Source organism: Vibrio sp. D401a (assembly GCF_030248515.1).
Taxonomy (GTDB): Bacteria; Pseudomonadota; Gammaproteobacteria; order Enterobacterales; family Vibrionaceae; genus Vibrio; species Vibrio rotiferianus.
In genome coordinates this window covers 100,175-122,904 of the sequence record NZ_JAHGAI010000019.1, presented here as the reverse complement: position 1 = coordinate 122,904, position 22,730 = coordinate 100,175, and the positions used below count along the sequence as shown (strand labels likewise).

General features: G+C 43.8%; 22 protein-coding genes. 10 read left to right on the top strand and 12 right to left on the bottom strand.

Annotated elements, in window-relative coordinates; all coding sequences use genetic code 11:
* Positions 1–40 precede the first annotated feature (40 nt).
* The 3 genes from KIV41_RS09440 (at position 41) to KIV41_RS09430 (ending at position 2,726) form a co-directional block, all read left to right on the top strand.
* Positions 41–520 (top strand): peptide-methionine (S)-S-oxide reductase, encoded by a 480-nt coding sequence (locus KIV41_RS09440; RefSeq protein ID WP_285336250.1) that lies wholly within the window; start codon positions 41–43, stop codon positions 518–520.
* Positions 521–873: 353 nt separating this feature from the next.
* Positions 874–1,314 carry a PTS sugar transporter subunit IIA gene (locus KIV41_RS09435; RefSeq protein ID WP_285336162.1) on the top strand — a complete coding sequence of 147 codons (441 nt, stop codon included), beginning with the start codon at positions 874–876 and terminating at the stop codon, positions 1,312–1,314.
* Positions 1,315–1,325: 11 nt separating this feature from the next.
* Positions 1,326–2,726 carry a fructose-specific PTS transporter subunit EIIC gene (locus tag KIV41_RS09430; protein ID WP_063345614.1) on the top strand — a complete coding sequence of 467 codons (1,401 nt, stop codon included), beginning with the start codon at positions 1,326–1,328 and terminating at the stop codon, positions 2,724–2,726.
* A gap of 33 nt (positions 2,727–2,759) precedes the next feature.
* Here KIV41_RS09430 and KIV41_RS09425 read toward each other — a convergent pair whose 3' ends face one another.
* The 4 genes from KIV41_RS09425 to KIV41_RS09410 all read right to left on the bottom strand — a co-directional run bounded on the left by KIV41_RS09425 (position 2,760) and on the right by KIV41_RS09410 (position 7,698).
* Complete coding sequence (locus KIV41_RS09425) at positions 2,760–3,821, bottom strand: nitronate monooxygenase family protein (protein WP_285336161.1); 1,062 nt, start codon at positions 3,819–3,821, stop codon at positions 2,760–2,762.
* Between the two features lie 178 nt (positions 3,822–3,999).
* Positions 4,000–5,403 (bottom strand): ethanolamine permease, encoded by a 1,404-nt coding sequence (gene eat, locus KIV41_RS09420; protein WP_285336160.1) that lies wholly within the window; start codon positions 5,401–5,403, stop codon positions 4,000–4,002.
* Positions 5,404–5,414: 11 nt separating this feature from the next.
* On the bottom strand, positions 5,415–6,293 hold the full coding sequence (gene eutC, locus KIV41_RS09415; RefSeq protein ID WP_285336159.1) for an ethanolamine ammonia-lyase subunit EutC: 879 nt from the start codon (positions 6,291–6,293) through the stop codon (positions 5,415–5,417).
* Positions 6,294–6,297: 4 nt separating this feature from the next.
* Positions 6,298–7,698, bottom strand: a complete 1,401-nt coding sequence (locus KIV41_RS09410; RefSeq protein WP_285336158.1) for an ethanolamine ammonia-lyase subunit EutB — start codon at positions 7,696–7,698, stop codon at positions 6,298–6,300.
* 189 nt (positions 7,699–7,887) lie between these two features.
* Between KIV41_RS09410 and KIV41_RS09405 the strand changes: the two genes are divergently transcribed.
* Positions 7,888–8,844 carry a helix-turn-helix domain-containing protein gene (locus tag KIV41_RS09405; RefSeq protein ID WP_285336157.1) on the top strand — a complete coding sequence of 319 codons (957 nt, stop codon included), beginning with the start codon at positions 7,888–7,890 and terminating at the stop codon, positions 8,842–8,844.
* A gap of 160 nt (positions 8,845–9,004) precedes the next feature.
* On the opposite strand, the gene KIV41_RS09400 is transcribed toward KIV41_RS09405, so the two are convergent.
* Both KIV41_RS09400 and KIV41_RS09395 read right to left on the bottom strand, forming a co-directional pair.
* On the bottom strand, positions 9,005–10,969 hold the full coding sequence (locus KIV41_RS09400; protein WP_285336156.1) for a TonB-dependent receptor domain-containing protein: 1,965 nt from the start codon (positions 10,967–10,969) through the stop codon (positions 9,005–9,007).
* 21 nt (positions 10,970–10,990) lie between these two features.
* Positions 10,991–12,592, bottom strand: a complete 1,602-nt coding sequence (locus KIV41_RS09395) for an alpha/beta hydrolase-fold protein (protein WP_285336155.1) — start codon at positions 12,590–12,592, stop codon at positions 10,991–10,993.
* A gap of 135 nt (positions 12,593–12,727) precedes the next feature.
* Between KIV41_RS09395 and KIV41_RS09390 the strand changes: the two genes are divergently transcribed.
* Positions 12,728–13,723, top strand: a complete 996-nt coding sequence (locus KIV41_RS09390; RefSeq protein ID WP_285336154.1) for an AraC family transcriptional regulator — start codon at positions 12,728–12,730, stop codon at positions 13,721–13,723.
* A gap of 50 nt (positions 13,724–13,773) precedes the next feature.
* Here the strand turns inward: KIV41_RS09390 and KIV41_RS09385 are convergent, their stop codons facing one another.
* Both KIV41_RS09385 and KIV41_RS09380 read right to left on the bottom strand, forming a co-directional pair.
* On the bottom strand, positions 13,774–14,136 hold the full coding sequence (locus tag KIV41_RS09385; RefSeq protein ID WP_285336153.1) for a VOC family protein: 363 nt from the start codon (positions 14,134–14,136) through the stop codon (positions 13,774–13,776).
* An 81-nt stretch (positions 14,137–14,217) separates the two neighbouring features.
* Positions 14,218–15,084 (bottom strand): LysR family transcriptional regulator, encoded by an 867-nt coding sequence (locus KIV41_RS09380; RefSeq protein WP_285336152.1) that lies wholly within the window; start codon positions 15,082–15,084, stop codon positions 14,218–14,220.
* A 103-nt stretch (positions 15,085–15,187) separates the two neighbouring features.
* Here KIV41_RS09380 and KIV41_RS09375 point away from each other — a divergent pair, with 103 nt between their 5' ends.
* Positions 15,188–15,799 (top strand): LysE family translocator, encoded by a 612-nt coding sequence (locus KIV41_RS09375; RefSeq protein ID WP_285336151.1) that lies wholly within the window; start codon positions 15,188–15,190, stop codon positions 15,797–15,799.
* A 108-nt stretch (positions 15,800–15,907) separates the two neighbouring features.
* On the top strand, positions 15,908–16,258 hold the full coding sequence (locus KIV41_RS09370; protein ID WP_171305522.1) for a rhodanese-like domain-containing protein: 351 nt from the start codon (positions 15,908–15,910) through the stop codon (positions 16,256–16,258).
* 79 nt (positions 16,259–16,337) lie between these two features.
* On the opposite strand, the gene KIV41_RS09365 is transcribed toward KIV41_RS09370, so the two are convergent.
* The 3 genes from KIV41_RS09365 to KIV41_RS09355 all read right to left on the bottom strand — a co-directional run bounded on the left by KIV41_RS09365 (position 16,338) and on the right by KIV41_RS09355 (position 19,023).
* The gene (locus tag KIV41_RS09365; RefSeq protein ID WP_285336150.1) at positions 16,338–17,420 is read right to left on the bottom strand and encodes an AarF/UbiB family protein; all 1,083 of its coding nucleotides are present in this window, start codon (positions 17,418–17,420) and stop codon (positions 16,338–16,340) included.
* Between the two features lie 128 nt (positions 17,421–17,548).
* Entirely contained in the window at positions 17,549–18,418 is an 870-nt protein-coding gene (locus KIV41_RS09360; protein WP_285336149.1) for an SDR family oxidoreductase, read from the bottom strand.
* 11 nt (positions 18,419–18,429) lie between these two features.
* Positions 18,430–19,023, bottom strand: coding sequence for a hypothetical protein (locus tag KIV41_RS09355; RefSeq protein WP_285336148.1), 594 nt, complete (start codon positions 19,021–19,023; stop codon positions 18,430–18,432).
* A gap of 146 nt (positions 19,024–19,169) precedes the next feature.
* Between KIV41_RS09355 and KIV41_RS09350 the strand changes: the two genes are divergently transcribed.
* Positions 19,170–19,715 carry a TetR/AcrR family transcriptional regulator gene (locus KIV41_RS09350; protein WP_285336147.1) on the top strand — a complete coding sequence of 182 codons (546 nt, stop codon included), beginning with the start codon at positions 19,170–19,172 and terminating at the stop codon, positions 19,713–19,715.
* Positions 19,716–19,845: 130 nt separating this feature from the next.
* Entirely contained in the window at positions 19,846–20,559 is a 714-nt protein-coding gene (locus KIV41_RS09345; protein ID WP_252042313.1) for a hypothetical protein, read from the top strand.
* Between the two features lie 6 nt (positions 20,560–20,565).
* Here the strand turns inward: KIV41_RS09345 and KIV41_RS09340 are convergent, their stop codons facing one another.
* Positions 20,566–21,516 carry a LysR family transcriptional regulator gene (locus KIV41_RS09340; RefSeq protein ID WP_252042311.1) on the bottom strand — a complete coding sequence of 317 codons (951 nt, stop codon included), beginning with the start codon at positions 21,514–21,516 and terminating at the stop codon, positions 20,566–20,568.
* A gap of 189 nt (positions 21,517–21,705) precedes the next feature.
* On the opposite strand from KIV41_RS09340, the gene KIV41_RS09335 reads away from it, so the two are divergent.
* Complete coding sequence (locus KIV41_RS09335; RefSeq protein WP_252042308.1) at positions 21,706–22,521, top strand: enoyl-CoA hydratase/isomerase family protein; 816 nt, start codon at positions 21,706–21,708, stop codon at positions 22,519–22,521.
* Positions 22,522–22,730 lie beyond the last annotated feature (209 nt).

Sequence of the window (22,730 nt, the reverse complement as noted above, 5' to 3'; positions counted from 1 at the left end):
GTGATGTCCATAATGACGCAAAGTTTTTCAGGATAGAATGATGGAAGAAATTTACTTCGCAGGCGGCTGCCTTTGGGGCGTTCAAGAATTTATGCGCCACCTTCCGGGCGTAATCAGCACCGAAGCAGGACGAGCAAATGGCTCAACAGATAACACTCAATCCGAATACGATGGCTACGCAGAATGCGTGAAAACCCAGTTCGACCCTGAGCAGGTTTCGGTTGAAACTTTAATGGGGTATCTGTTTGAGATCATCGACCCGCACAGCGTTAACAAGCAAGGTGAAGACGTAGGTGAGAAGTACCGTACTGGTGTCTATAGCCAAAACGAACAACATCTCACCATCGCAAAAGCGTTTATCGCAGCAAGACCAGATGCCGATAAAATCGCCGTAGAAGTGCTGCCACTCACAAACTATGTGCCAAGTGATGATGAGCACCAAGACAGACTCACGCGCTTTCCAAACGACTACTGCCATATCCCGTTAGATTTGCTGCATAAGTACAAGGATCCGTCTTAATGGATTAGCCAAATCCAGCGTACCAACCCCTGCTAACCTCCCCTTGGCTTCAGATTCGGAGCTTACGTTCGCCAATGTGTATCAAGGGGAGTAGCACAAAGCCTCTTTTTTATAGCAAAATTGAACCATATTTGATTCCCTTCTCGTTTATTTTCAAGCTCTATCATTAATTTCAAATCAAATGAGATTTATATCACAATACTCATTCTCAACTAGGTTACTGGTATTAATGACTTCTATCACACTTAATTACGAGTGATACAAAAATATAGTTATTGGTTTTTTTTTACTATTTAAGAGCCGTTAAACATTATCTAAATTTAGCTCATTACTTCAGTACCAATGAGTTAAAAATGATTACAGAACTAACAAGCGTCAATTTAATTAAAGGCAACCTTCAAGCAAATAATAAAAAAGAAGTCTTTGAAGAGCTAGCGCAAATGCTATTCGAAAATAATCGAATCAGCAGCAAAGAGGCTTTTTTAACCGACATCGAAGCACGTGAAGCATTAAGCGTGACTTCAATGGACGGCATCGCTTACCCACACGCAAAAAGCAAAGCGGTTACAGAGCCTGCAATCGCTGTTGGCGTAAAGCGCGAAGGCATCGAGTATGGCGACGAAGAGGGAGTCAAACCGACCGTATTCTTCATGATTGCCTCACCAGATAACGGTGCCGACCACCATATTTATGTTCTTCAAGAATTATTCGGTAAATTTAGCGAAGAATTTATTGAAGATATTCATAACGCAAAAGACGAAAACCAAATACTAAATATTTTAATTAATTCATAAGGCGTGAAATTATGAGTACAATCACAGCTCAAGCTAGTAATAATAGCGATTTCAAAAAAATCTTAAGTACCATGAAAGGTCACCTTTTATTCGGTACTTCTCACATGCTTCCATTTATCGTTGCGGGTGGTGTACTACTGGCGCTAGCGGTAATGGCATCAGGTAAAGGTGCGGTTCCTGCGGACGGTTTATTGGCTGATATTTCTAATATCGGTATTAAAGGTCTGGTGCTGTTCCCAATTATTCTTGGTGGCTTCATCGGTTACTCAATTGCAGACAAACCAGCACTAGCTCCAGCGATGATCTCTTCTGGCATCATGGCTGACATGGGCGGCGGTTTCCTTGGTTGTATCGTAGCGGGTTTCATCGCAGGTGGTGTGGTATTCCAACTTAAGAAGATCCCTCTTTCTGCTAACATGACTGCGTTGGGCGCTTACTTCATCTACCCTCTACTAGGTACGCTTATCTCTGCAGGTATCGTTCTATGGGGTATCGGTGAGCCAATCAAGATCTTCATGGCTTCTATGAACGAATTCCTAGCTTCCATGGCTGGCGCTTCTAAAGTGGTTCTAGGTACGATTCTTGGTGGTATGACTGCATTCGATATGGGCGGTCCAATCAACAAAGTAGCAACGCTATTCGCACAAACTCAAGTTGATACACAGCCATGGTTAATGGGTGGTGTTGGTATCGCAATCTGTACGCCTCCTCTAGGTATGGCACTAGCAACATTCCTATTCAAGAAGAAGTTCACTAAGCAAGAGCAAGAAGCAGGTAAAGCAGCAGCAATCATGGGTTCTATCGGTATCTCTGAAGGTGCTATCCCATTCGCAGCAAACGACCCTGTACGCGTTCTTCCTTCAATCGTTGCTGGTGGTATCGTTGGCTGTGTGTTCGGCTTCCTAACAGACGTACTACTACACGCACCATGGGGCGGTCTAATCACAGCACCTGTATCAAGCAACATCCCAATGTACGTTGTGGGTATCGCACTAGGCTCACTAACAACAGCAGTTATCGTTGGCTTCTGGAAACCAGTTGCTGAAGAAGAAGCAGAAGACGAAATCGTTGAAGCAGCACCTGCACAAGCTCAAGCGACTCCAGCAGCAGGCGAAGGCGAGTACGACATCGTAGCAGTAACATGTTGCCCATCTGGCGTAGCACACACATTCATGGCAGCGAAAGCACTAGAGAAAGCAGGTGCGGCAGCGGGTCTGAAAATCAAAGTAGAAACTCAAGGTCAAAACGGTATCCAGAACCGTATCACTGACCTAGATGTAGCAAACGCGAAGCTGGTTATTCTAGCTCACGATATCCAAGTAAAAGACGCTCACCGCTTTGCAAAAGCAAACGTTGTTGAGTGTTCAACGAAAGAAGCGATGCGTAACGCAGCGACTCTTGTGAAAGCTTAAACCTTAAGCTCCTCCCCCTAAGAGCCCTTCCCCCTAAGGGCTCTTATTATTTCTCAAGCCAGCAAGTGATAATGTCACATCGAATGCAGATTGCTCCGAGCAGCCTGATGTATTTTCACCACACCATAACGGCGTAAAATCATCCTTACCCAACAGCTCGGCTTTAGAGCGTAATGGAGTCATCTCTATGGAAGCATAAGGAAAGGTAGGGGCCGTAGAGTTCATCTCTCCTAGCACTTTCATTGCTCGATTAAAGATACCTCTCGCAGGCCTTCCTGAAAAAACATTAGTTATTTTCGTATTATCCTTTGCTTTCTGCTTTATCGCATTTTTATGCAAGTGAGTTGCTTTGCTCTCCGGACACAATAAGTATGTTGTCCCTACTTGGGCCGCACATGCCCCCATAGCCCTCACTTTAAGAAAATCGCCATGACATGCTATTCCACCAGCGGCAATAACAGGAACGCTTACTTGTTCAACGATCTTAGGCAACAAAACACTTAGACTTTGTTGACTCGCCAAGTCATCAGTTAAGAACATTCCTCTATGTCCACCTGCTTCTCTTCCTTGAACGATAATGCCATCCACTTTGTTCTTCTCAAGCCAAACTGCTTCTTCAACTGTTGTAGCCGAAGATACAATTTTGCCACCCCATTGCCAAATACGTTGCATTAAATCTAACGAAGGTAGGCCAAAGTGAAAACTAATAAACTCAGGGGAAAATGGCTCTATCGCATCTGCCATTTCATGGTTGAATGGTTTCCTAGATGTCCCTACACTCACCCCTTCAATATCGAGACCTAACTCCTTGTAATATGGCTGAAGCTGTTGTTTCCACATGTCTTGCTGATGAGGATTAAACGCTGGCATTTCGTGACAAAAGAAATTCAAATTGTATGGTCGACTTGTCGCTTTCCTGATTGCTCTAATTTGCTCAGTCATTACATCAATACTCAACATACCACATGGCAATGACCCTAAACCGCCCGCCTCGCAAACTGCAATGGTCAATTCACTGTCCTGCACCCCGGCCATTGGCGCTTGAATTATGGGTAACTCGACATCGATAAGATCTTTAATTGTAAATGCCTTCATTTGCTCTCCTTGCATGTGCAGACACTGGCAGTCATATTTGTCTAAAGAGAGTATTAGAGTTTCATATTGAGCAAATATTAGACAAACGGAAACCCCATAGTTGTGCGCTATGCACTTTTGATAGAAATAACAAAGGGAGCAACTAGGGCTCCCTCACAATACCATTGCTTCTGTTTGTCTAACGAATGGCCTCTGCCTCTAACTCTTGCTCTGCCAACGATAACATCGCAAATTCTTCTTCCGCGCTGTTTGCGACTAACTTATTGCGGCTGTATAACCCGTAATAAACGGCGCCAATCAAAAACAATCCCATGGTCATAAAGAAAGCGGATGGATCAAAGGCATAGACTCCGGTCATCGCCACTAATGAGAGGACGAGGGCGATACTAGAAGTCAGAATACCTCCTGGCGTTTTATACGGTCTTTGTAACTCTGGTTGTTTGATCCTCAACATGATGTGGCTTAGTGACATTAACGCGTAAGACACTGTCGCTCCGACAACCGCCATTGCTAAAATCAAATCGCCTTCACCAGTTAGTGAAACCACAAACCCGAAAAAGCCTGGGACAATCAGCGCTCGCGTCGGTACTTTGTTGTCGCTCGTTAAAGATAAACTTTGTGGTAAATATCCGGCACGAGAAAGGGCAAAAACCAAGCGGCTGTAACCATAAATGATCGAGAAAAATGAAGCCACAAGGCCAGCTAAGCCTAGTATATTTACCAATGTTGCTACAGTTGGATTTCCTGTCAGTTTCAAAGCATCAACCAATGGCACTGCGCTATTACCAATTACTTCAGAGCCGACAGCACCAGCAAGTAAGACAACAACCAAAGTAGCCGTCAGCAACAAAAACAACATTGCGCCTATGATCCCTTTCGGAACATCTTTCGCAGGATCTTTCGCTTCTTCCGCAGCCAAAGGCACACCTTCAACGGCTAAAAATAACCACATTGCAAATGGCAGTGCTGCCCAAACACCATACCAGCCAAATGGGAGTAGCTCAGAGGCCTGTGCAGTTGCCGGGGCAATATCAAACAAGTTATTCACATCGAAATGGCCAACTAATACAGCCGCAGTTACAAGTATCGCAACCACCGCTAAGCCACTGATGAACATCATAACTTTCAGTGCTTCTCCGACACCAACCAAATGGATACCAATAAAGGCAGCATAAAAAAGAGCGTAAACAATAGGGCCATCAATACCGATGAGTTCATTTACCGCAGAGCCGATAAAAATGACGATCGCGGCAGGAGCAAGGGCATACTCAATAAGAACAGAAAGCCCTGTAATAAAGCCCCCCGTAGGTCCCATTGCTTGACGAGCAAAACTGTATCCTCCACCCGCCGTTGGAATCGCCGCTGACATTTCTGCCAATGACAGCACCAACGCAAAATACATCACAGCCATGGCAATTGCTGCAATTAAGAACCCGCCCCAACCTGCTTGAGCGATACCAAAGTTCCAACCTGCAAAATCTCCGGATATCACATAAGACACGCCCAAACCAGCAAGCAGTATCCAACCTGCGCTCCCTCTTTTTAACTGCCTCTTAGAGAGGTATTCCTGATGCTTTGACATAGTAAATCCTTCTACTTTGATGATATTAAAAAATTCTCACTAGCGTTATCTTCAACAGATTCAGGTGAACCTTCGTCCATCGAAGAGCGATCTTTGAGCCCAACCCCTGATAGCTGTAGTTTCCTGGCTTCCTTAAGTAAGTACATAGCCCGATGACATGCCTCTTCGTAAGGTTGTCCTTCTGGCCTAACATTTGAAATACAGTTACGCTCGGAGTCTCTTGAACCTCTCCTTGCTCCCCACGTGAGATACATACCCATACTGTCTGGTGACGTTAATCCCGGTCTTTCTCCAATCAGGAGTAGTACCATTTTTGCATTTAAGCACTCGGCAACATCATCACCAGCCGCAACCCTTCCTTGTTTGATAATGACTATCGGGGCGAGATTCCATCTATGCTCATCATCCTCGCTCAACATAGAAAGCAGTTGATTTACGACCGGGATAGCATGTGTCTGAATCGCAACAGACGATAGTCCATCGGCGATCGCAATGACCAGATCCGTATCCTGATTCAGTTCCTTCTTAACACTCTTTAACTCTCGCCACGATTTAGAGCTCAATCGACGTCCTAAGTCGGGCCGTTGCAAATACATCAGCCTGTCAGAAACTTCACTTTCCAAAACCATCGGAGGCTCTGGCGTATGCTGAAGGGTCAAGTAACTACTGCATAAACTTGCCAATAAGCAGTCTGTATCAAGGTCACAGTGCACGGCGTCCATTGCTTTGGCATGGTCAAGTTGAAATTTAAGCAACTCACTTGTTGGTACACTGGTTCCACTCCTTCCCAAGGCAATTCTTGCAGAAGTAAATTCACGTAGTCGATGCCAAGGGTTTTGAATCACTAAACTTTGTTTTTTCACTTTCTTGATTGAAATCACTTGCCCCATAAACTCACCAATGATTAATGTGGGCAAGTGCACCCATAAACGAATCAGACATTCGATCATTCAAACGAACGTTAGTAACATCGTTAAAGATCTGCATTTCGGTCAACCAACGTTCGAACTCAGGAGCAGGCTTTAAACCGAGCACTTTGCGTGCGTAGAGAGCATCATGAAATGAAGTTGTTTGGTAGTTGAGCATGATGTCATCAGAACCGGGAATACCCATGATGAAAGAGCATTCTGCGACGCCTAATAGTGTCAATAGGTTATCCATATCGTTCTGGTCAGCATAAGCGTGGTTGGTGTAGCAAATATCACAACCCATTGGTAAACCTAACAATTTTCCGCAAAAATGATCTTCGAGGCCCGCCCTTATGATCTGCTTTCCATCGAACAAATATTCTGGCCCTATAAAGCCCACCACAGTGTTAACCAGCAGAGGGTCAAAGTGTCTCGCTACGGCATAAGCGCGAGCTTCACAAGTCTGTTGGTCAACACCGTGGTACGCATTTGCCGACAAAGCAGTGCCTTGGCCTGTTTCAAAATACATTACGTTATTTCCTACAGTGCCTCGATTGAGAGATAGCGCCGCCTCTTGCGCTTCTTTCAATAATGCTAAGTCGATGCCGAATGTGTCATTAGTACCCTGAGTCCCACCTATAGATTGAAAAACCAAATCAACTGGTGCGCCCATTTCTATCGCTTCAATCGTATTAGTAACGTGAGTCAAAACGCAGGATTGAGTGGGAATCTGATAGTGTTGAATGACTTCATCCATCAAGTTCATCAATTTGACAGCTTGGGGGACATTATCCGTTGCAGGGTTGATACCAATAACAGCATCACCATTGCCGTACATAAGGCCATCAAAGATAGTAGCTGCGATACCATTCAACGAGTCGGTCGGATGGTTGGGCTGTAAGCGAGTAGATAAACGACTCGGTAAGCCTATAGTATTTCGAAAAGCCGTAACCACATGACACTTTTTTGCTACTAGAATGAGATCTTGATTGCGCATGATTTTGCTGACTGCTGCGACCATCTCCGGCGTTAGTCCTCTTTGTATGGCCTGCAAAGTCTCAGGAGCAGCCTGCTCACTCACTAGCCAATCCCTGAAGTCCCCCACAGTGAGGTGCTCTATCAAAGTAAAAGCCGTTTGGTCATGCTGATCGATGATAAGCCTAGTAACTTCATCCTTTTCATATGGGATAACGACGTCATTGAGAAACGTCTTTAATGGCAACTCAGCCAACGTCATTTGGGCGACAACTCGTTCAGCTGCCGAATCAGCACAAACACCTGCTAATACATCACCCGAACGCTCAGGGGTCGCTTTTGCCATAAGCTCCGCGAGCGAGTTGAAGTGGTAAACTCTACTTCCCACCTGTCGACGAAACATCCCTGTCATCCCTATACCTCGAATTCACTTGGTTCAGTTTTTGCTCAAGCGTGAATGAGCATTCATAAACTAAGCGTTGCGAAATACGTTCCGACGGATTATCAAAAATCGGCAAACATAAAAAGTTATCTTTAAACAGACAGTTATAGTGCCAATGCTCTAAATTGATTCAATATTACAAGACTAGGTTTGGTTAGAATGAAAAAAACTCCTCACGATGACGCACCAGATTTGTGCGTACATCCCACAAAAGATGCAAACCAGCAGGCAGCAAGCTTAGTAAACTGGCAACAAGAATATGATCAACTTAGTGGTGGCTGTTTTAGCGGGCAGATCAGGGAGCGGCGATTTAAAAATATCCATGTATTCCGTGAAGATAGTAATCGAATCTTGAAACAGCATTGCCGGGTTGATGAAGGCGGAGTTTGGATAGGGCTGAGTGCAGACGATCAACTAGCACATTTAAATCACCAAAGAGCAGATGCAGAGCAGGTACTTATCCAAACAGGCGGCCAGGACTTTGAACTACTCACTCCTGAAGCTTTCTCTATTTATGGTTTGGTTTTTCACAACAGCGAAAATAACGCCTACCTAAACACTCAACGACCTAGTACTAAATGTATTTCCCAAGGCTTTAAATCTTTACCTACGCGCGAGATAGAACATCTCAAAACTTACTTACGAATACTACTCAGCAACAAACCAACCAAATGGTCCTGCAAGACACACGAGGTAATTCTAACTGACCTATTGCTTGCTCTGGTAGATTGCAATACCTCCAGTATGGAAATAGCTATAAATCCGTCTCATCGTCAGAAGATCATGACGCGAGTCTTGGAGCAAGTAGAAGCCATGGATCCCTCTTGTCCCATAACCATAGGTGAGCTATCCCAATCCGTGCATGTCAGTCGAAGGACATTACAATATGTATTTGAAGCTTACTGCGACTTATCACCAAAACAGTTTTTATTAAACATTCGGCTTAACCAAGTACGCAGGATGCTACAGAACTCTGAATTGGACAAAACCATCTCTGAAATAGCGTTTGCCTTCGGTTTCTTCCACTTGAGTCAATTTAGCCGTTTATACAAAAACTTATTTGGAGAGTACCCCAGCGAAACTAGCCAAATATTTAGGGGGAAATACATCGTTTGAAGGTGGGAGCAATGAAGGGAGCATGGAATTTGTCGCTAAGACACTCCAGCAAAATAAAGCGCGTAAGAGGTTGAATGTCATACTTACGCGCTCGATTCCATTGGTATGTCTATTTGAGAAGTTTTAGAAAACTCTCAAGACACAAGCGTAAAACCTGTGATCAGAATTCAAAGTCAACGGTTAGATAGTAAGTACGTCCCATTTCTGTATCTTCATAATCTAAGTCTGTTTTATCTAGACGTTCATCCGTCAAGTTTGTCACACCAGTCTTGATGGTGAAGTTATCATTAATCGTGTACGCCCCACCAATAGATAAGATTGAGTAATCATCTAACGTGTCGTCTTGGCCATCCTTTTGCTTGCCCGTGTAGTTCACTGTCGCAAATAGCAGTAGATTTTCAGTACCTTGCCAGTTTAGATTCACATTCGCCAACCACTCTGGTGTATACGAAATATCCATGCCATTTTCTTTGTTTTTTGAGTCGGTATAGGTAGCATTCGAGACTAAAGATAAGGTATCAAAGATATCTAATTCACCTTCTAACTCAACCCCTTTAGTTTCGACTCTATCGATGTTTTCATACTTGATGATATTTGAAGTCCCGTTGAAGAAAGGATCTAAGTCGCGATCAATTAGATTCTTAACATCATTGAAGAATATCGTTGCTTGCACGTAGCCACGAGTCGCATAGTAAAGCGTCGAGAATTCATAAGTTTTCGATGTTTGAGGTTTAAGATCAGGGTTACCGACTAAAGTACATCGCCCACCACAGCTCACTAGCGAAAAATCTTCTGAAGACTGGAAAATAGTTGGAGCTTTAAATCCTTCTCCATATCCACCTTTAAAAGTAAAGTTCTCGATACCGTTGTAAACCAAATACGCTCTCGGACTAAAGTTATTACCAAACTGGTTGTTGTGCGTTAAACGACCACTAATTGTCGCGATTAAATCATCATTCACTGAGTATTCGTCTTGCACATAAACAGCGTTTTGCGTCACGGAGCGGTCACTAGAATAGTCACGTTTGTTCTCTACACTCGTGTAAGAAAATTGACCACCCACTGAGATAAGTTGATTCTCTACGTTTTCTAGAACGAAACGACCATCGACAGTGTGGTTATCTTGTGTCATTTCCGCTTTTTTAACTAGTGGATGGAAGTTGTCCTCATTTACTTTTGATGTTTCATAGAAATAAGAAAAATCTGACTGTCCCCAGCTCCAATTACGATTATGGCCCAATGTAGAGGTTAGCTTTTCACTATCATACTGGCTCTTATACACCGCGTTTCTTTGACTAAAGTAACTGTATTCAACTCTATCATCCAAAGCATATGCGACATCGAAGTAAACCTCATCGTGCTCGGTCGGGAGCCAACTTAAACCACCACGAACAGTTTTTCTATCTTGCTCAGCTTGGGGCGAGAAATTATCGCCTGCATCATCAGGGAACCACGCATTCTTTTTACTCATATCCAATGAGAGCGTGTAAAACAACGAATTGGGAACGAGGGCTCCTCTAGCAAACACATTACCAATCGCGAGTTCACCATCGGCGTCGTTAACCAAAGAGGAGGCATTGTTATCCTGTGGAAGGCTATAAGAAAGGCTACCAGAGACCGTAGTCTCTTCTTCCGGTTTCTTTAGAATTACGTTGACCACACCACCAATAGCTTCGCTACCATACAGAGATGACATAGGGCCTCGAACAACTTCAACTTGTTCAATCGCATTTAAAGGTATGCTTGATAAATCAAAAGAAGCACCACGAATCACTGTCTCACTTGAACTCGTACGACGCCCATTGATTAAGAACAGAGTGTAATTGCCATTTGAAGAGTTTTGGTTATGCAAACCACGAATAACAACTTTAGGCTCGCTACCCGTATTTCTTAATATATGCACACCAGCGACATTTTCTAACGCAGTCGTAATATCTGTCGCTGGAATTCGGTTCAGTTCCTCTGAGGTAATAACAGAAATAGAAGCGGGAGCATCCTTGATCGATGTCTCATGCTGAGCTGCGGTAACTACCATCACTTCCATATCATTATCATTGGCGTGAGTAAGTAATGGCGCTGTGGATAGCGCTAACGCCACTGCGAGGCTTAAATTATAACGTCTCATTATTAGTCCTTTTATAGGTTTCTATTTTTCTGTGTTAAACAGGGCTATCAGCCCACCAGCTAGCATCGCGCGCCAGCTAAAGTAATCGTGTCCACTTGCTCCTTTCTCAATAGCAACCTTGTATCCCTTACTCTTAAGTGCCTGATAAAGCTGTTGGTTAGTAGCGAGAATACTGTTTGACTCAGGTTCGACTTCGAATTGCCCAACTGTTAGGTATATCTCAAGATCTTTTTTGGCTTCTGCCCCGACAACATCCGCCATCCAGTTGCTATGGCTACTTTGTATTTCAGTCGCTTGAGGAGCCCACCAGAAAGAACCAGATTGGCTCAATACTTTGCCAAAACGGTCAGGGTGCTGGAGTGCAATGTACATAGAGGCTAAACCTCCGAAGCTTGATCCTGAAAGCACCGTATTTTTGGCATCAGGACAGATATTCTGGGTATCACAAAGCCATGGCATAAGCTCATCAGCGAGAAAGTCAGCGTAGGCTTTGTTAGGTGTGAGCTCTGCCGCACGCATACTCGGCATCGGGGTATTAACAAAGATCGCTCTCATCGCGGGAACCTTCTCATTAGCAATCAAATTATCGAGAATGAGAGGCGTTGGTACTCGTTCTAAATAAGCATCGCCATCAAACAAAATTAAGACTGGAGAATCACGACTGATTGAATAGATTTCGTTTGGTTGATATATGCTGATCTTTCTAGTGCGAGCATTTTCCGGACTTACATATGTATGATCGGCAATCGTCCCCTTTGGATTCCCACTCTGTTGGGTAAACACATCATTACTCCAAGTCTTAAGAGTTACTGTTGACGCGGAGCTGGATAAATTATCGCCTTTTCCAAGCATTGGCTTAAAGTTCAATGGATCTGGTTTTAGTGTCGCTAGAACGGCACGTCGCTGTTCTCTGCTTTCACCATCCAACAATTGGGGAACATTAGGGGCAATTCGATAAGATAAGCGAGTGCTATTAGGAACTTGATAAGAGCGAAACCAGATATCTGTATCGCCAAGTTGACTCAAATGAGCGTGCCCACCATAGGGTGTCCCCAGTACTCTAACGTTATTAACATGGCCTCTGTACAAAAATGTAATCAGAGTAGAATCGTCATCGCTGTGCTCAATCAAAGGAGCACCGCCTTGCTGAAAAACTTGTTGCCAGAACTCTTGTTCAGCTGCAGGGTTCCCCTGCTCTAACTGCTGTGAGGTATGCGCGATTATTGGACTGATAATAGGGATATCCGGAGAAACATACTGATTGTCTTTTAGATCCAAGGCGTTCAGCAATATTGATACTCCCACCGCACACTTCTCAGCAGCAACGATCTCGATATGGTAGATTCCCGGTTTCTCTACATACCAAAACAGGTCTAACTCTGCAGTTGGAACACTAATTAGAGTTTTGACTACCTCTCCGTTTTCGTCCTTAACAACGACACTATCGAGCGCTTTTTCACTTTTAATGTACCCGCGAAAATAACTCGTTTTTTCAACGCGTAAGGGAAAAGTATCCTGACTATCTACGGTTAGTCGCTGCTCTGAATTTATGCTCAGAGTCTCATTACTTTCCAATGCATTTGATGTAGATAGCAGTGCGGCCAATACAATAAAGTTCATCATGCGTCATATTTTTAATGATATTGATTCTCATTAATGATAAGTTTTTTTGAACTTTGTAACAGCAAATTTGGTTATGCAAAACAGTCATTCTGTTATTCATCACCAACGTATTTTTATGAAAAATTGGTAGAAAACATGGCTAAACGACTTTCTTCTTTTCCCAAGAACGCTTTGATTCGTTGGAAGAATTACGATCGTACCCACGTATTGGTGTCTGATACTGCAACCTCTTCAGAGCATTTGATCGAAGGAGAGTGCACCCGTTACAAAGTTAAAGATGGCTTTTCTATCAATGGAGGGACGACGACAGAACTCGCGGACTATCAAGTCATCTCAACCGCTAGAAAGTCATTAATATTGGTCCTTTTGCTTGAAGGGAAACTGAATTTTGGCTACGACAACTTGAGATTTACCCTTGATGCAACTCATTCACCGCAAGGTGTCCTTGTTAATCTCACTAAACCGGTCACTTTTAGGCGAATACTTCATAAAAACAACACCGTAACTAAACTCAATATCGTCACTCCAGTTACATGGGTAGCAGAAAGGTCAGAGAAAAACTCGGTTATAGAAGCGTTCACGGGGCAACATATGGCGAATTGCCCGATAGAAATTAATGAAGCGATCCTTCACCTCGCTTACGACATAACGAATAGGGGCACGCCAGAAGGTTTATTAGAAAAACTTCACATTGAAACTTTGACCCAAAGATTATTGCTCAACGTATTTGAGCAAGTCCTCTGCTCTTTGCCGAATGAAGGGGGGCTCTCGGAAAAAGGTGGCAAAGGAAACTCTCAAGGTGATCACGCACTAGACCACCTAGTGAGCTATATTGAAGCAAATCTCGATAGGGAACTATCAGCTAAAGAGCTCATTGAATTTGCAGCCATGAGCGAATCTAACCTACAGCGCAAATTCAAGACCACGCTCGGCTGCAGTGTTCAAAGCTATATTAGGAGGAGAAAATTGGAGGTTGCCCGTTTGAATCTAGAAATCGGTGCGGCAACGATTACGGAAGCAGCTTACAATGCGGGCTATAAACACCCTTCCAACTTTACCAATGCATTCAAAAAAACATTCGGTTACCCTCCTGCCGAAGTAAATGTTCAGCGCGGAGGAAAAAGAAACTGATGCAATATGGTGTCACGTTCAGATGACTCCAAATGGGCTTTAATTCTACGCTAGATATTCTGACCAATACGCCACAGCACGCCACTAGGATCGTGCAAACAGAACTCTCGCATCTTCCAAGGTTGATCAACCAGTTCCGTCATCTTGGCTCCGAATGAGTCCAGAGCGACACTCGAAACATGTTCATGCCAGCTGGCAACATCTTCCACCAGCAAATGCATCATGAAATTATTGCAGTGTTTTGGCTCATAAAAATCTTGCAACAAGAATGAGCAACTGCCCTTGAAGAAGTACGCCACACCACCAAAATCCGAAGGCATCTTAAAACCCAACGCCTGATAAAAACGCTTTGATAGCTCATAATCTTTCGCCGGGACAAAAGATTTAATTTCAACAATATTGAGGTTTTCCATTTCCTAAGTTTCCATTGTGTAGCACGTATTCAACCACTTTAAGTAACTCAGCGCGCCCTGACTAGGGTCTCTCTTTGTTTCTTAGGTGCAAGGCACACACTCCGCCATTTGGTTTTGCAGCCAATGGACAAATTTTTGCTCCAGTTCAGAGCGTGCTTTGTCTTGAGTCAATAAGACATAGTCATGCCCTGACGGCACAAAACCAAATGGCGCAACAAGGTTGCCGCGTTCGAGGTCGTCCATCACTAGAGGATAAGAGCCCATCGCCGCGCCTAAACCGTCGACTGCAGCTTGAATGCAGAAATAGAAGTGTGCAAAAGACTGTTCTGCTTTTCCGTTCATCGACGCTTCACCAGAGCGCTGCATCCATTCGTGCCAAGCTTCAGGTCTGGTTTGGCTGTGTAATAGCTTCACGGAGTTCAAATCACTTTTCACTTGCTGCCAGTAGTCTGGTGAAAACACTGGACCCACCCACTCTTCCACCAGCTTGGTTTTGGGGTAGTGATACAAAGGCTCAAAGTCATCTCGACGAATTGCCATAGCAAGCCCTGTCGAGCCGAGCGTTACAGGTCCTCCCGCAGTCGAAAGCCGAACATCTGCGTCACAACCATCATTAAACGCGGAAAGCCTCGGCATCAACCAACGCATGGTTAACGTTGGCTCACAAGAGACTTCAAGGTATTGATGCTTTTCCTGCACCAGCTTGTTCACGCCAGTTTCCAACGCTTGGAATGCTTGTTCGGTATAGCTTTTCAGCATCTCCCCCTCTTTAGTGAGCAACATATTGCGCCCTTGTTTGTAGAACAGAGGTTGAGCCAGATAGGTTTCCAACACTTTGATCTGCTTACTCACTGCGCCATGCGTAATACTGAGCTTATTTGCTGCCTCGCTAAAACTCGCAGACGATGCTGCGACATGGAAAACATGAAAGGATTTAAGGTGCCTCATCTGTGACTTTTTCTCACACTTAGCAGAATTTGTTTCGATTATAGTCTCCGAACTCTCGACCTACAATTGCCCCATTCATAACAACGAAGAAACAGGAAACATCATGGAGCTTTTCAGCCTTGCCTTATTAGGCATACTCATTGTCATCAGTCCCGGAGCTGATTTTGTATTGGTTCTTAGAAACAGCCTCAACAGGGGCAGACAAGCGGGAATTTGGAGTGCCGTGGGCATTAGTCTTGCGATTTCGGTGCATATTACCTATTCATTGCTTGGCATCAGTTACTTAATTTCACAGAACGAATGGTTGTTCAGCTTGATTCGCTACCTAGGTGCGGCTTATCTGATCTATCTCGGATTGAAAGGGATTTTTGGGGCTGATTCTCAACAGAAGATAGAGGGGGAAACACAAGGAAGCATCTCCATTTGGCAGTTCTTTTTCCAAGGCTTTTTGTGCAATGTACTTAACCCAAAAACCATGTTGTTCTTCTTGAGTATCTTTAGCCAAGTCATCGACCCGAATACAGAATCGCAGCACCTAGCTTTGGGTTACGGTGTCTACATGATTGCGCTACACGGGATTTGGTTTTCTATGGTTGCCATCTTATTTACCTCACCGCGATTACAGAGCTTATTACTGCGCGTTAAACACAGGTTGAACCAAGCTTGTGGCGCTGGATTATTGGTGTTTGGTGCCATGTTAGGGTTAAAGTCATAACACGCTGAATTACGACATTTCGACCAATGCCACATCGAAGTTTGATAATCGCACGTATAATCTTCATCAGAACGATTAAGGGCAATTGACCTTGAGGAAAGGAACTCAATGAAAAAACTACTCCCGATCATTTTCACTTGTTTGAGCTTAGCTTTCAGCGCACCATCGGTATTTGCTTCTGAACGTGCAGAGCAAGGTTGGCAATGGATTGAGCAAGGCGCAATGATTGTCGATGTGCGCACACCGCAAGAGTTTGCCGATGGTCACTTAGACAATGCGATTAACTTTCCGCTTTCTGAGTTGGATAAACACTTTGCTAATGTCGATAAAGATACGCAAATCGTGCTTTATTGCCGCAGTGGTAATCGCTCAGGGCAAGCGTATCAGTACCTACAATCGCAAGGATTTACCAACCTTCATAACGCGGGTGGCTTGGCTGAGATGCAACAAGCGAAGTAATGCCACTTAGCACCTGCCTAGGCAATGGCATGGAAAAGCACACCTCTCGTGTGCTTTTTTGTTTTCTCGACGCCGAAAACTAAAGTTGGTACTGCAGCACCAATTCGTGTTTCTCTTGGTAGGTTTGAATCAGTTCGGCTTTACTCTTAGCGGCATTTTGATAAAACAACACACCTCCTTTAACCAACAAACCATAATGTTGCTGCAGCATATCTAAAACAAACTGCACACGTTTAATTGTGGTTGGCGTGCAACTTTTACCATCCAAATCATCTTCAATATCGAGCACATGCGAACGAAACATCTCAAGCGTGAAAAGATGTTCCAACTCAGCATCAGACTTTAGCGCTGTTTGTATCTTTTCCATAGACGTTTGCACTCGCTCTACGATTTCTGGCACGGCATCGTTTTGAACTAACCAGTCCCGCTTGTATTCAAGCATCTTAAAGCCTTGTTGTTTCACGTTTTTGAATAGCTGCATTGCCTCTTTTCGGGAATAATCTTGCTCCAATAACCAACCAGAGAGGAAGCGCGTTTCAAATCGCTCACAAGCATCAAACAGAGGGTCATGCATACCATTGCTGTTGAACTCTCTTAACGGGTCAAACCGATACATATAACCAAAATCGAACAACTTTAGCTGACCTTGTTTATCCACCAGCAAGTTCCCTGAACACAAATCCCACTCAAACAACCCACTTCGCTCACAGACAAATAGAGTCGAGAATAGCTGCCCTAATAAGTCCTCAGTTAGGGCTTGAATTGACGAACCCTCAATCCAATCTGAAACAATGATCCCTAAACGATAATCAGCATAAACGGTCTCAACAATGTGTTTAAAATCCTCAGTTAAATTCGGATTGTCTTTTTGAGTTTGAAAATCAAGACGGCGTTGAACTTCATTCAGAAAGGAGTACTGACCATCAGGGTTTTGCACTTTCGCCTGCGGGCGTTTTTTCTTGAGCGTATAGTCTCGTCCGCCGACACGAATATGAAATACCTGCGCCGTCAAACCACTTTCAAACGTTTCGACAACATACTCTGAGTCCGCTGTCGTAAACGCCAAGATTTCTGGTGGCAATGGACATTGATCCACATTGCCGACAATTAAGTTTTGATCACTGAAGTCAAATGCTTGCTGCTGGAATTGGCGTTGGTTCATGAAGTATTCCCTACTAACGATTCAGACATTGTTTACTTTATCGACAATGAAGCACATGACCTCCCCCTTTCCGACCGAAGTCATGGGTGAGTACTTGGGTGGAGTCCCGTTTAAATCGATGAACTGACTCAGATGTTGTCATCTTCAGAGAGCTTACGAAAGTAGTCTTCCAGTCGATGATGACCATAAGTCGGCGCGATATTGTCACCGCCTAACATGGTCAGGAAGAACTCAGCAGGACCGCCCCATTTCTCCGGCAAGTGACGTACTAACGACAGCCCGGCGGTGCGCAGGAAGTCCGGTAGCTGCGTATTTTTCTCCACTTTGTTTTGAGATTTGAACGCGAGCCAAGCAATATCATTGACTGACAACACATCTGGACCACCAACATCTAGTTCAGTATCATTTCGTTCAATCGCTTCTACACAAAACCTCGCCAAGTCTTTTCCGTGAATGGGATTAAGCAAGTTTCCACCATCGCCAAAAGTAAACACTCGACCCGATTTCGCCATGCTGTACACCTCGGTAATATCAGAGAAAAAACCATTCGGGCGAATCACACAAGGGGTTAATTTTGTTGATTGCAGAAGTCTGCTCGCAAAGCGCTCTTTCGCCTCTAGCAGACGAACTTGAGGATATTTCTGAGCATTAAACGCAGAGATGTAGATGAATTTACCGACACCAGCTCGCTCTGCTTCTTCAAGCAAGTTCAAATTTGCTTGGTAGTCGACATCCAAATAACCTAATCCATCTTGCTGACGAGTAATGCCCAAGCATGAGATAACAACATCGACACCCTCGCAAACGCCTTTAAGCTCATCGGGGTGAGTTACTTGAACTTCTATTACCTGCGACTCTTGTAGACCCATCGCAAGGAGCTTGCTTTTGTTTCTTGCCAACGCTTTAAATTCGGCTTGCTGCTCCATCAGGGATTCAACAATATTCGAGCCTAAGTACCCCGTTGAGCCCGCAATTAAAATTCGAGGGTGCGTTTTCATAATATGATGTCCTATTCTTGTTCTGGTCGGTATGGTTCTTCACGCAATACGTGGCTCACCAATAACTTTAGGTAGAACAGTGGTAAAAACCATTCCAAACTTTGTGGTGCTTGTGCCCAGTAAATCGAAATAATCACACTCAGAGAATACAGAGTTAGCGCCACAGGACGTTGTAAATACAACGGTGTTTTCATGACTAGGCTACATGCCAGAACCATGTAACCACCGATCACAACAATCCACATGATATCGAAATTCAAGAACGCCCAACTGTAGAGAGAAAGCTGCACGAAATGAGTCAGAATAAAGCTCATGTGCTGCTTAAAGCCTTGCCCTTCACGATGAAACCAGCGCTTTGCCGTAGACGTCGCATTGGTAATAATGCCGCCGATGATATCCACTGTGAGCAAACCCGCGATGACATATTGAGTCGCAGACCAACCTAGTTGTGCAAAGTACGCATAAACCACCATGACAAAGCCAGCAGCAAAAGGGACATACAGCTGTAAATTCTTTTCTGCTTTCGTTGCACCCGGACCAATCAACTTGTCAACTCCACCCCAGAAACCCGCTCTTGCTTGAGGAACACTCCAATCAATTTTCATACTAAAACCTTATTTCGACCACTTGGTCTTTTTAAATTAATACGCTTTGAGAGCTAGGTAAAGATCTTTTTTGTCCACTCGGTCTAAATAAAAGATCTTGTGTTATACTGCGGGGCATTGCGGTAATAAAAGCTGAGAAGAAAACCATGCCGAAGATCGTCGATCATGAGAGCAGACGTAGAGAAATTGCCTTAAAAGCAACCGAAGTATTCCTTGAGTTCGGTTACAAAAATATTGGTATGAGACAGCTGTGCGAACAGTTAGGAATGAGCAAAAGTGCGGTTTATCACTATTACAAAAGTAAGGATGAACTATTCAAAGCCGCAACAGAGGCCATCGTCAACTTTGATGCAGAAGTGCTAGCAGACAGACCAAACTCAAGTAAAGCGAGTACAGAGCAACAAGTCGAAAACTTCGTATTGATCTTCCTACAAATGGCTCCGCGTTTCTTCCAAGAAATGAAGCTTGTCTCTGATTACATTGATGTGATTGGACAAGAAAACATTGCCACCGATCCATGCATGTTGCTTGCGAATCAAAAGTACATAACGATGCTAGAAAACTACGTTTCAGCGAAGCACAAAGAATCGCTTTATACCCTAATACTAGGGCTGCTGAACCATCAGTTGATGTTGGGTAAAGCGCTAGAAGAGGCTTATGTTATTGAGCAGGTCGAACGGATACTTGGCTAATCTTCCACATGCTAATCCATCCTGTTTGTGTGTTAACTAGAAGAGCGTCGCATATTCAGGTTTCTTGCTGGTAAAAATGCCTCACTTCATCTACCAATAGGGTTTTATAAATTCTTAAGGAAGGGTGATTATGAGATGTATTGTCGTTCTTTTGGCTCTGCTTTCATTTTTCTCTAACGCTGCAACAAAAGAGTCTTTCATTGATAAAGGCCAGTTTAAGTATGTGCTTTATTCTGGCGTAGATGATTCCATTGTCGAACATATTAATCATCGACTTACGAGTAAAACTCCTCAGCTAATTACTGATTTTAAAGTAAAAGAAATGCCAGCCATTACGGTAAGGATCTGGAAAGACCGAAACCAATATTTAGCCTATCAAAAACACCTTTTAGGTCAGAGTTACCCTTGGTCTACGGGCTATATAAGCGAGAATGAAATATTACTCCGCGATACAGGTTCCCAAAGTACAATGGACACCGCATACCATGAATATGTACATCTAGTAACGACTGCAATAAACCCTAATATTATCAACAATCCAAGATGGCTCTGGGAAGCGATCGCTTGTTATGAAGCCGAAAAAGAATATGGCTGGCGTAAACCATCAACAAAAGAGGAATTTAGACAATACGCAAAAATTCTTAAAGAAGGTAACGGTTGGGATAGCCAAGGAGCCGTGTACCGTATCGGTTATAGCATTGGTGAGTTTATCCAGCAAAGTTATGGTTCGGATGGGTTAATCACCCTTATTCAAACCAATGGTGACATCTCTAAAGTGACCGATAAACCGCTGGAACAAGTGTTTGATGAGTGGATTGAGTTTACCGAGAATAAGTACTACTGATGTTCTCTACTTCCCTCGCCCGTACATCTTGTCGAAGTTTGGAATGTTCTTTTCCCAAATGGGCGTCTCTTCTCCCACAATAGATTTGAGTGTGTCGATAAATAACTTGGTTTTAATCGGTGCATCTCGGTGCGGATACACGGCATAAAAGGTACCGAAATCATCAATGTTCAAGTGCGTCATGATTGGCACTAGCTTGCCTTGTTTGATTTCGTCTTGAACCATCTGTGCGGTCACTACAGCAAGCGTATTTCCTCCTGCTGCACTTCTTGCCAACATTTCCACATCATTCACTTTATAAGCGACATTAAGCTGAAAGTGCTGTTGTTTACCTTGCTCATCTTGATAGCCGAATTTATCGAATAACAACCCTGGAGCGGCGTAAATAGTGGCGGGTAAAGATTCCAACTTCTCAAGACTGTTCACCTCACCATGCTTTTCTAAAAACGCAGGGGCGGCAACAATCAACAGACGACTTCGCGCAATCTTACGGGTAATCAAGCTCGAGTTTTTAGGTCGCCCAATTCGGAAGCCAATATCAAAGCCCTCTTGTACCATATCAACCATGCGATCTTCTAAGCGCAGTTCAAACTCCACATCTGGGTATTGTTGTTGAAACACCGAAATCGCATCTTGAACGTATTGACGCCCGAACATGGTCGAGCTGGTAATGCGCAAGACACCGCGAGGCTCTTCGTGATAATTCTGCGCCAAACGGTGAGTATCACTGAGAAGTGTACGAAGGGATTTGGCTTGGTTGACCATTTCATTCCCAGCAGCCGTCAATGATAAGGAGCGCGTGGTTCGGTTGAGCAATCGAACACCCAACTCCTCTTCCAAACGGCTGATCTGCTTTGAGATCACCGAACGATCCACATTCTTCTGTTCTGATACCTTAGTGAACGAACCAAGCTCGACCACTTCAAGTAGCAGCAATAAACGACTAGAGAAATCCATAACGTCTTACCTAAAAAACTATTGTTGCCATTATGGCACCAATTATATGCCATTTAGCTTATTTTTCTCATCTTATAACAAATCTATAGTAGCTGCACACAACGGGAGAGACACAAACCTCCCCAATACCAAACCAATAAATTCGCGTTACCGAGGTCTACTGATCTTACTAACGCTAAGGAAACAGCTATGAAAACTCTATCAATCACACAACAAAATGGCATCGCTACTGTTGAAATCAACAACCCACCAGTGAATGTACTGACTATCGATTTGATTAATGAAATCAACGAATTTGTCCTATCGCTTAAAGATGACCGCGATACGAAAGTAGTGGTATTCAAATCACTTCATGAGTCTTTCTTCTTGGCGCATTTAGATTTGAACGTAATCAACGGCACACAAGGTGGTCAGGCAGCATCAATTGAATTCAACCACATGATTGCCAACATCAAATCGATGAAACAAGTATCGGTTGCTGTGGTTGATGGCGTGGCTCGTGGCGGCGGTAATGAGTTTGTGATGGCGTGTGACTTGGCATACGGCACTGAAAACGCAGCATTTGCTCAGCCAGAGATTCACGTCAACATCCCAACGGGTGGTCAAGGTGCGGTACAGTTCGCTCGTCGCATGGGCAAAGACAAAGCGCTTCAAGCACTGCTACTTGGTAACGACTTTACGGCACAACAAGCAGAGCAGTTAAACATCATTACTCAGTTTGTTCCTAAAGCAGAGTTAGATGGGTTCTTAGCGGCAACATTAGGCGTGATTAGCCAACTAGAAGTGCGTGACATCGTAATGTACAAAGAGATCATCGCAACCTCTATCAAAGATGAAGACGCAGGTGCAGAGCTAGAATTGCGTTACTTCTTAGAGCGCGCAAAAGAGCAAAAAACCGCAGCAATCATCGACGCGTTCCTAAAACATGGTGGTCAAACAGAGCGTGAAGCGAAAGACATCCAAGGCATCTTTGTTGATACAGCGGCTGAGCTAAACAAACAATAGAACTTGGTTCATCATCTACTTAGGCACCGACAGTCCGTTGGTGTCTTGTCTATTAGAAAACTCGGGAAATCTTATTGCATGAAAAACGATTAAATCATTCGTTTATTGCAAACTTGGCTTATCAACAGCAATGTTAGAAACAAAATTGCGCGTGCGAGGAAATACAATGGAGACAGTTAAACAATAGCCAGATTATTAGATAAACGAGG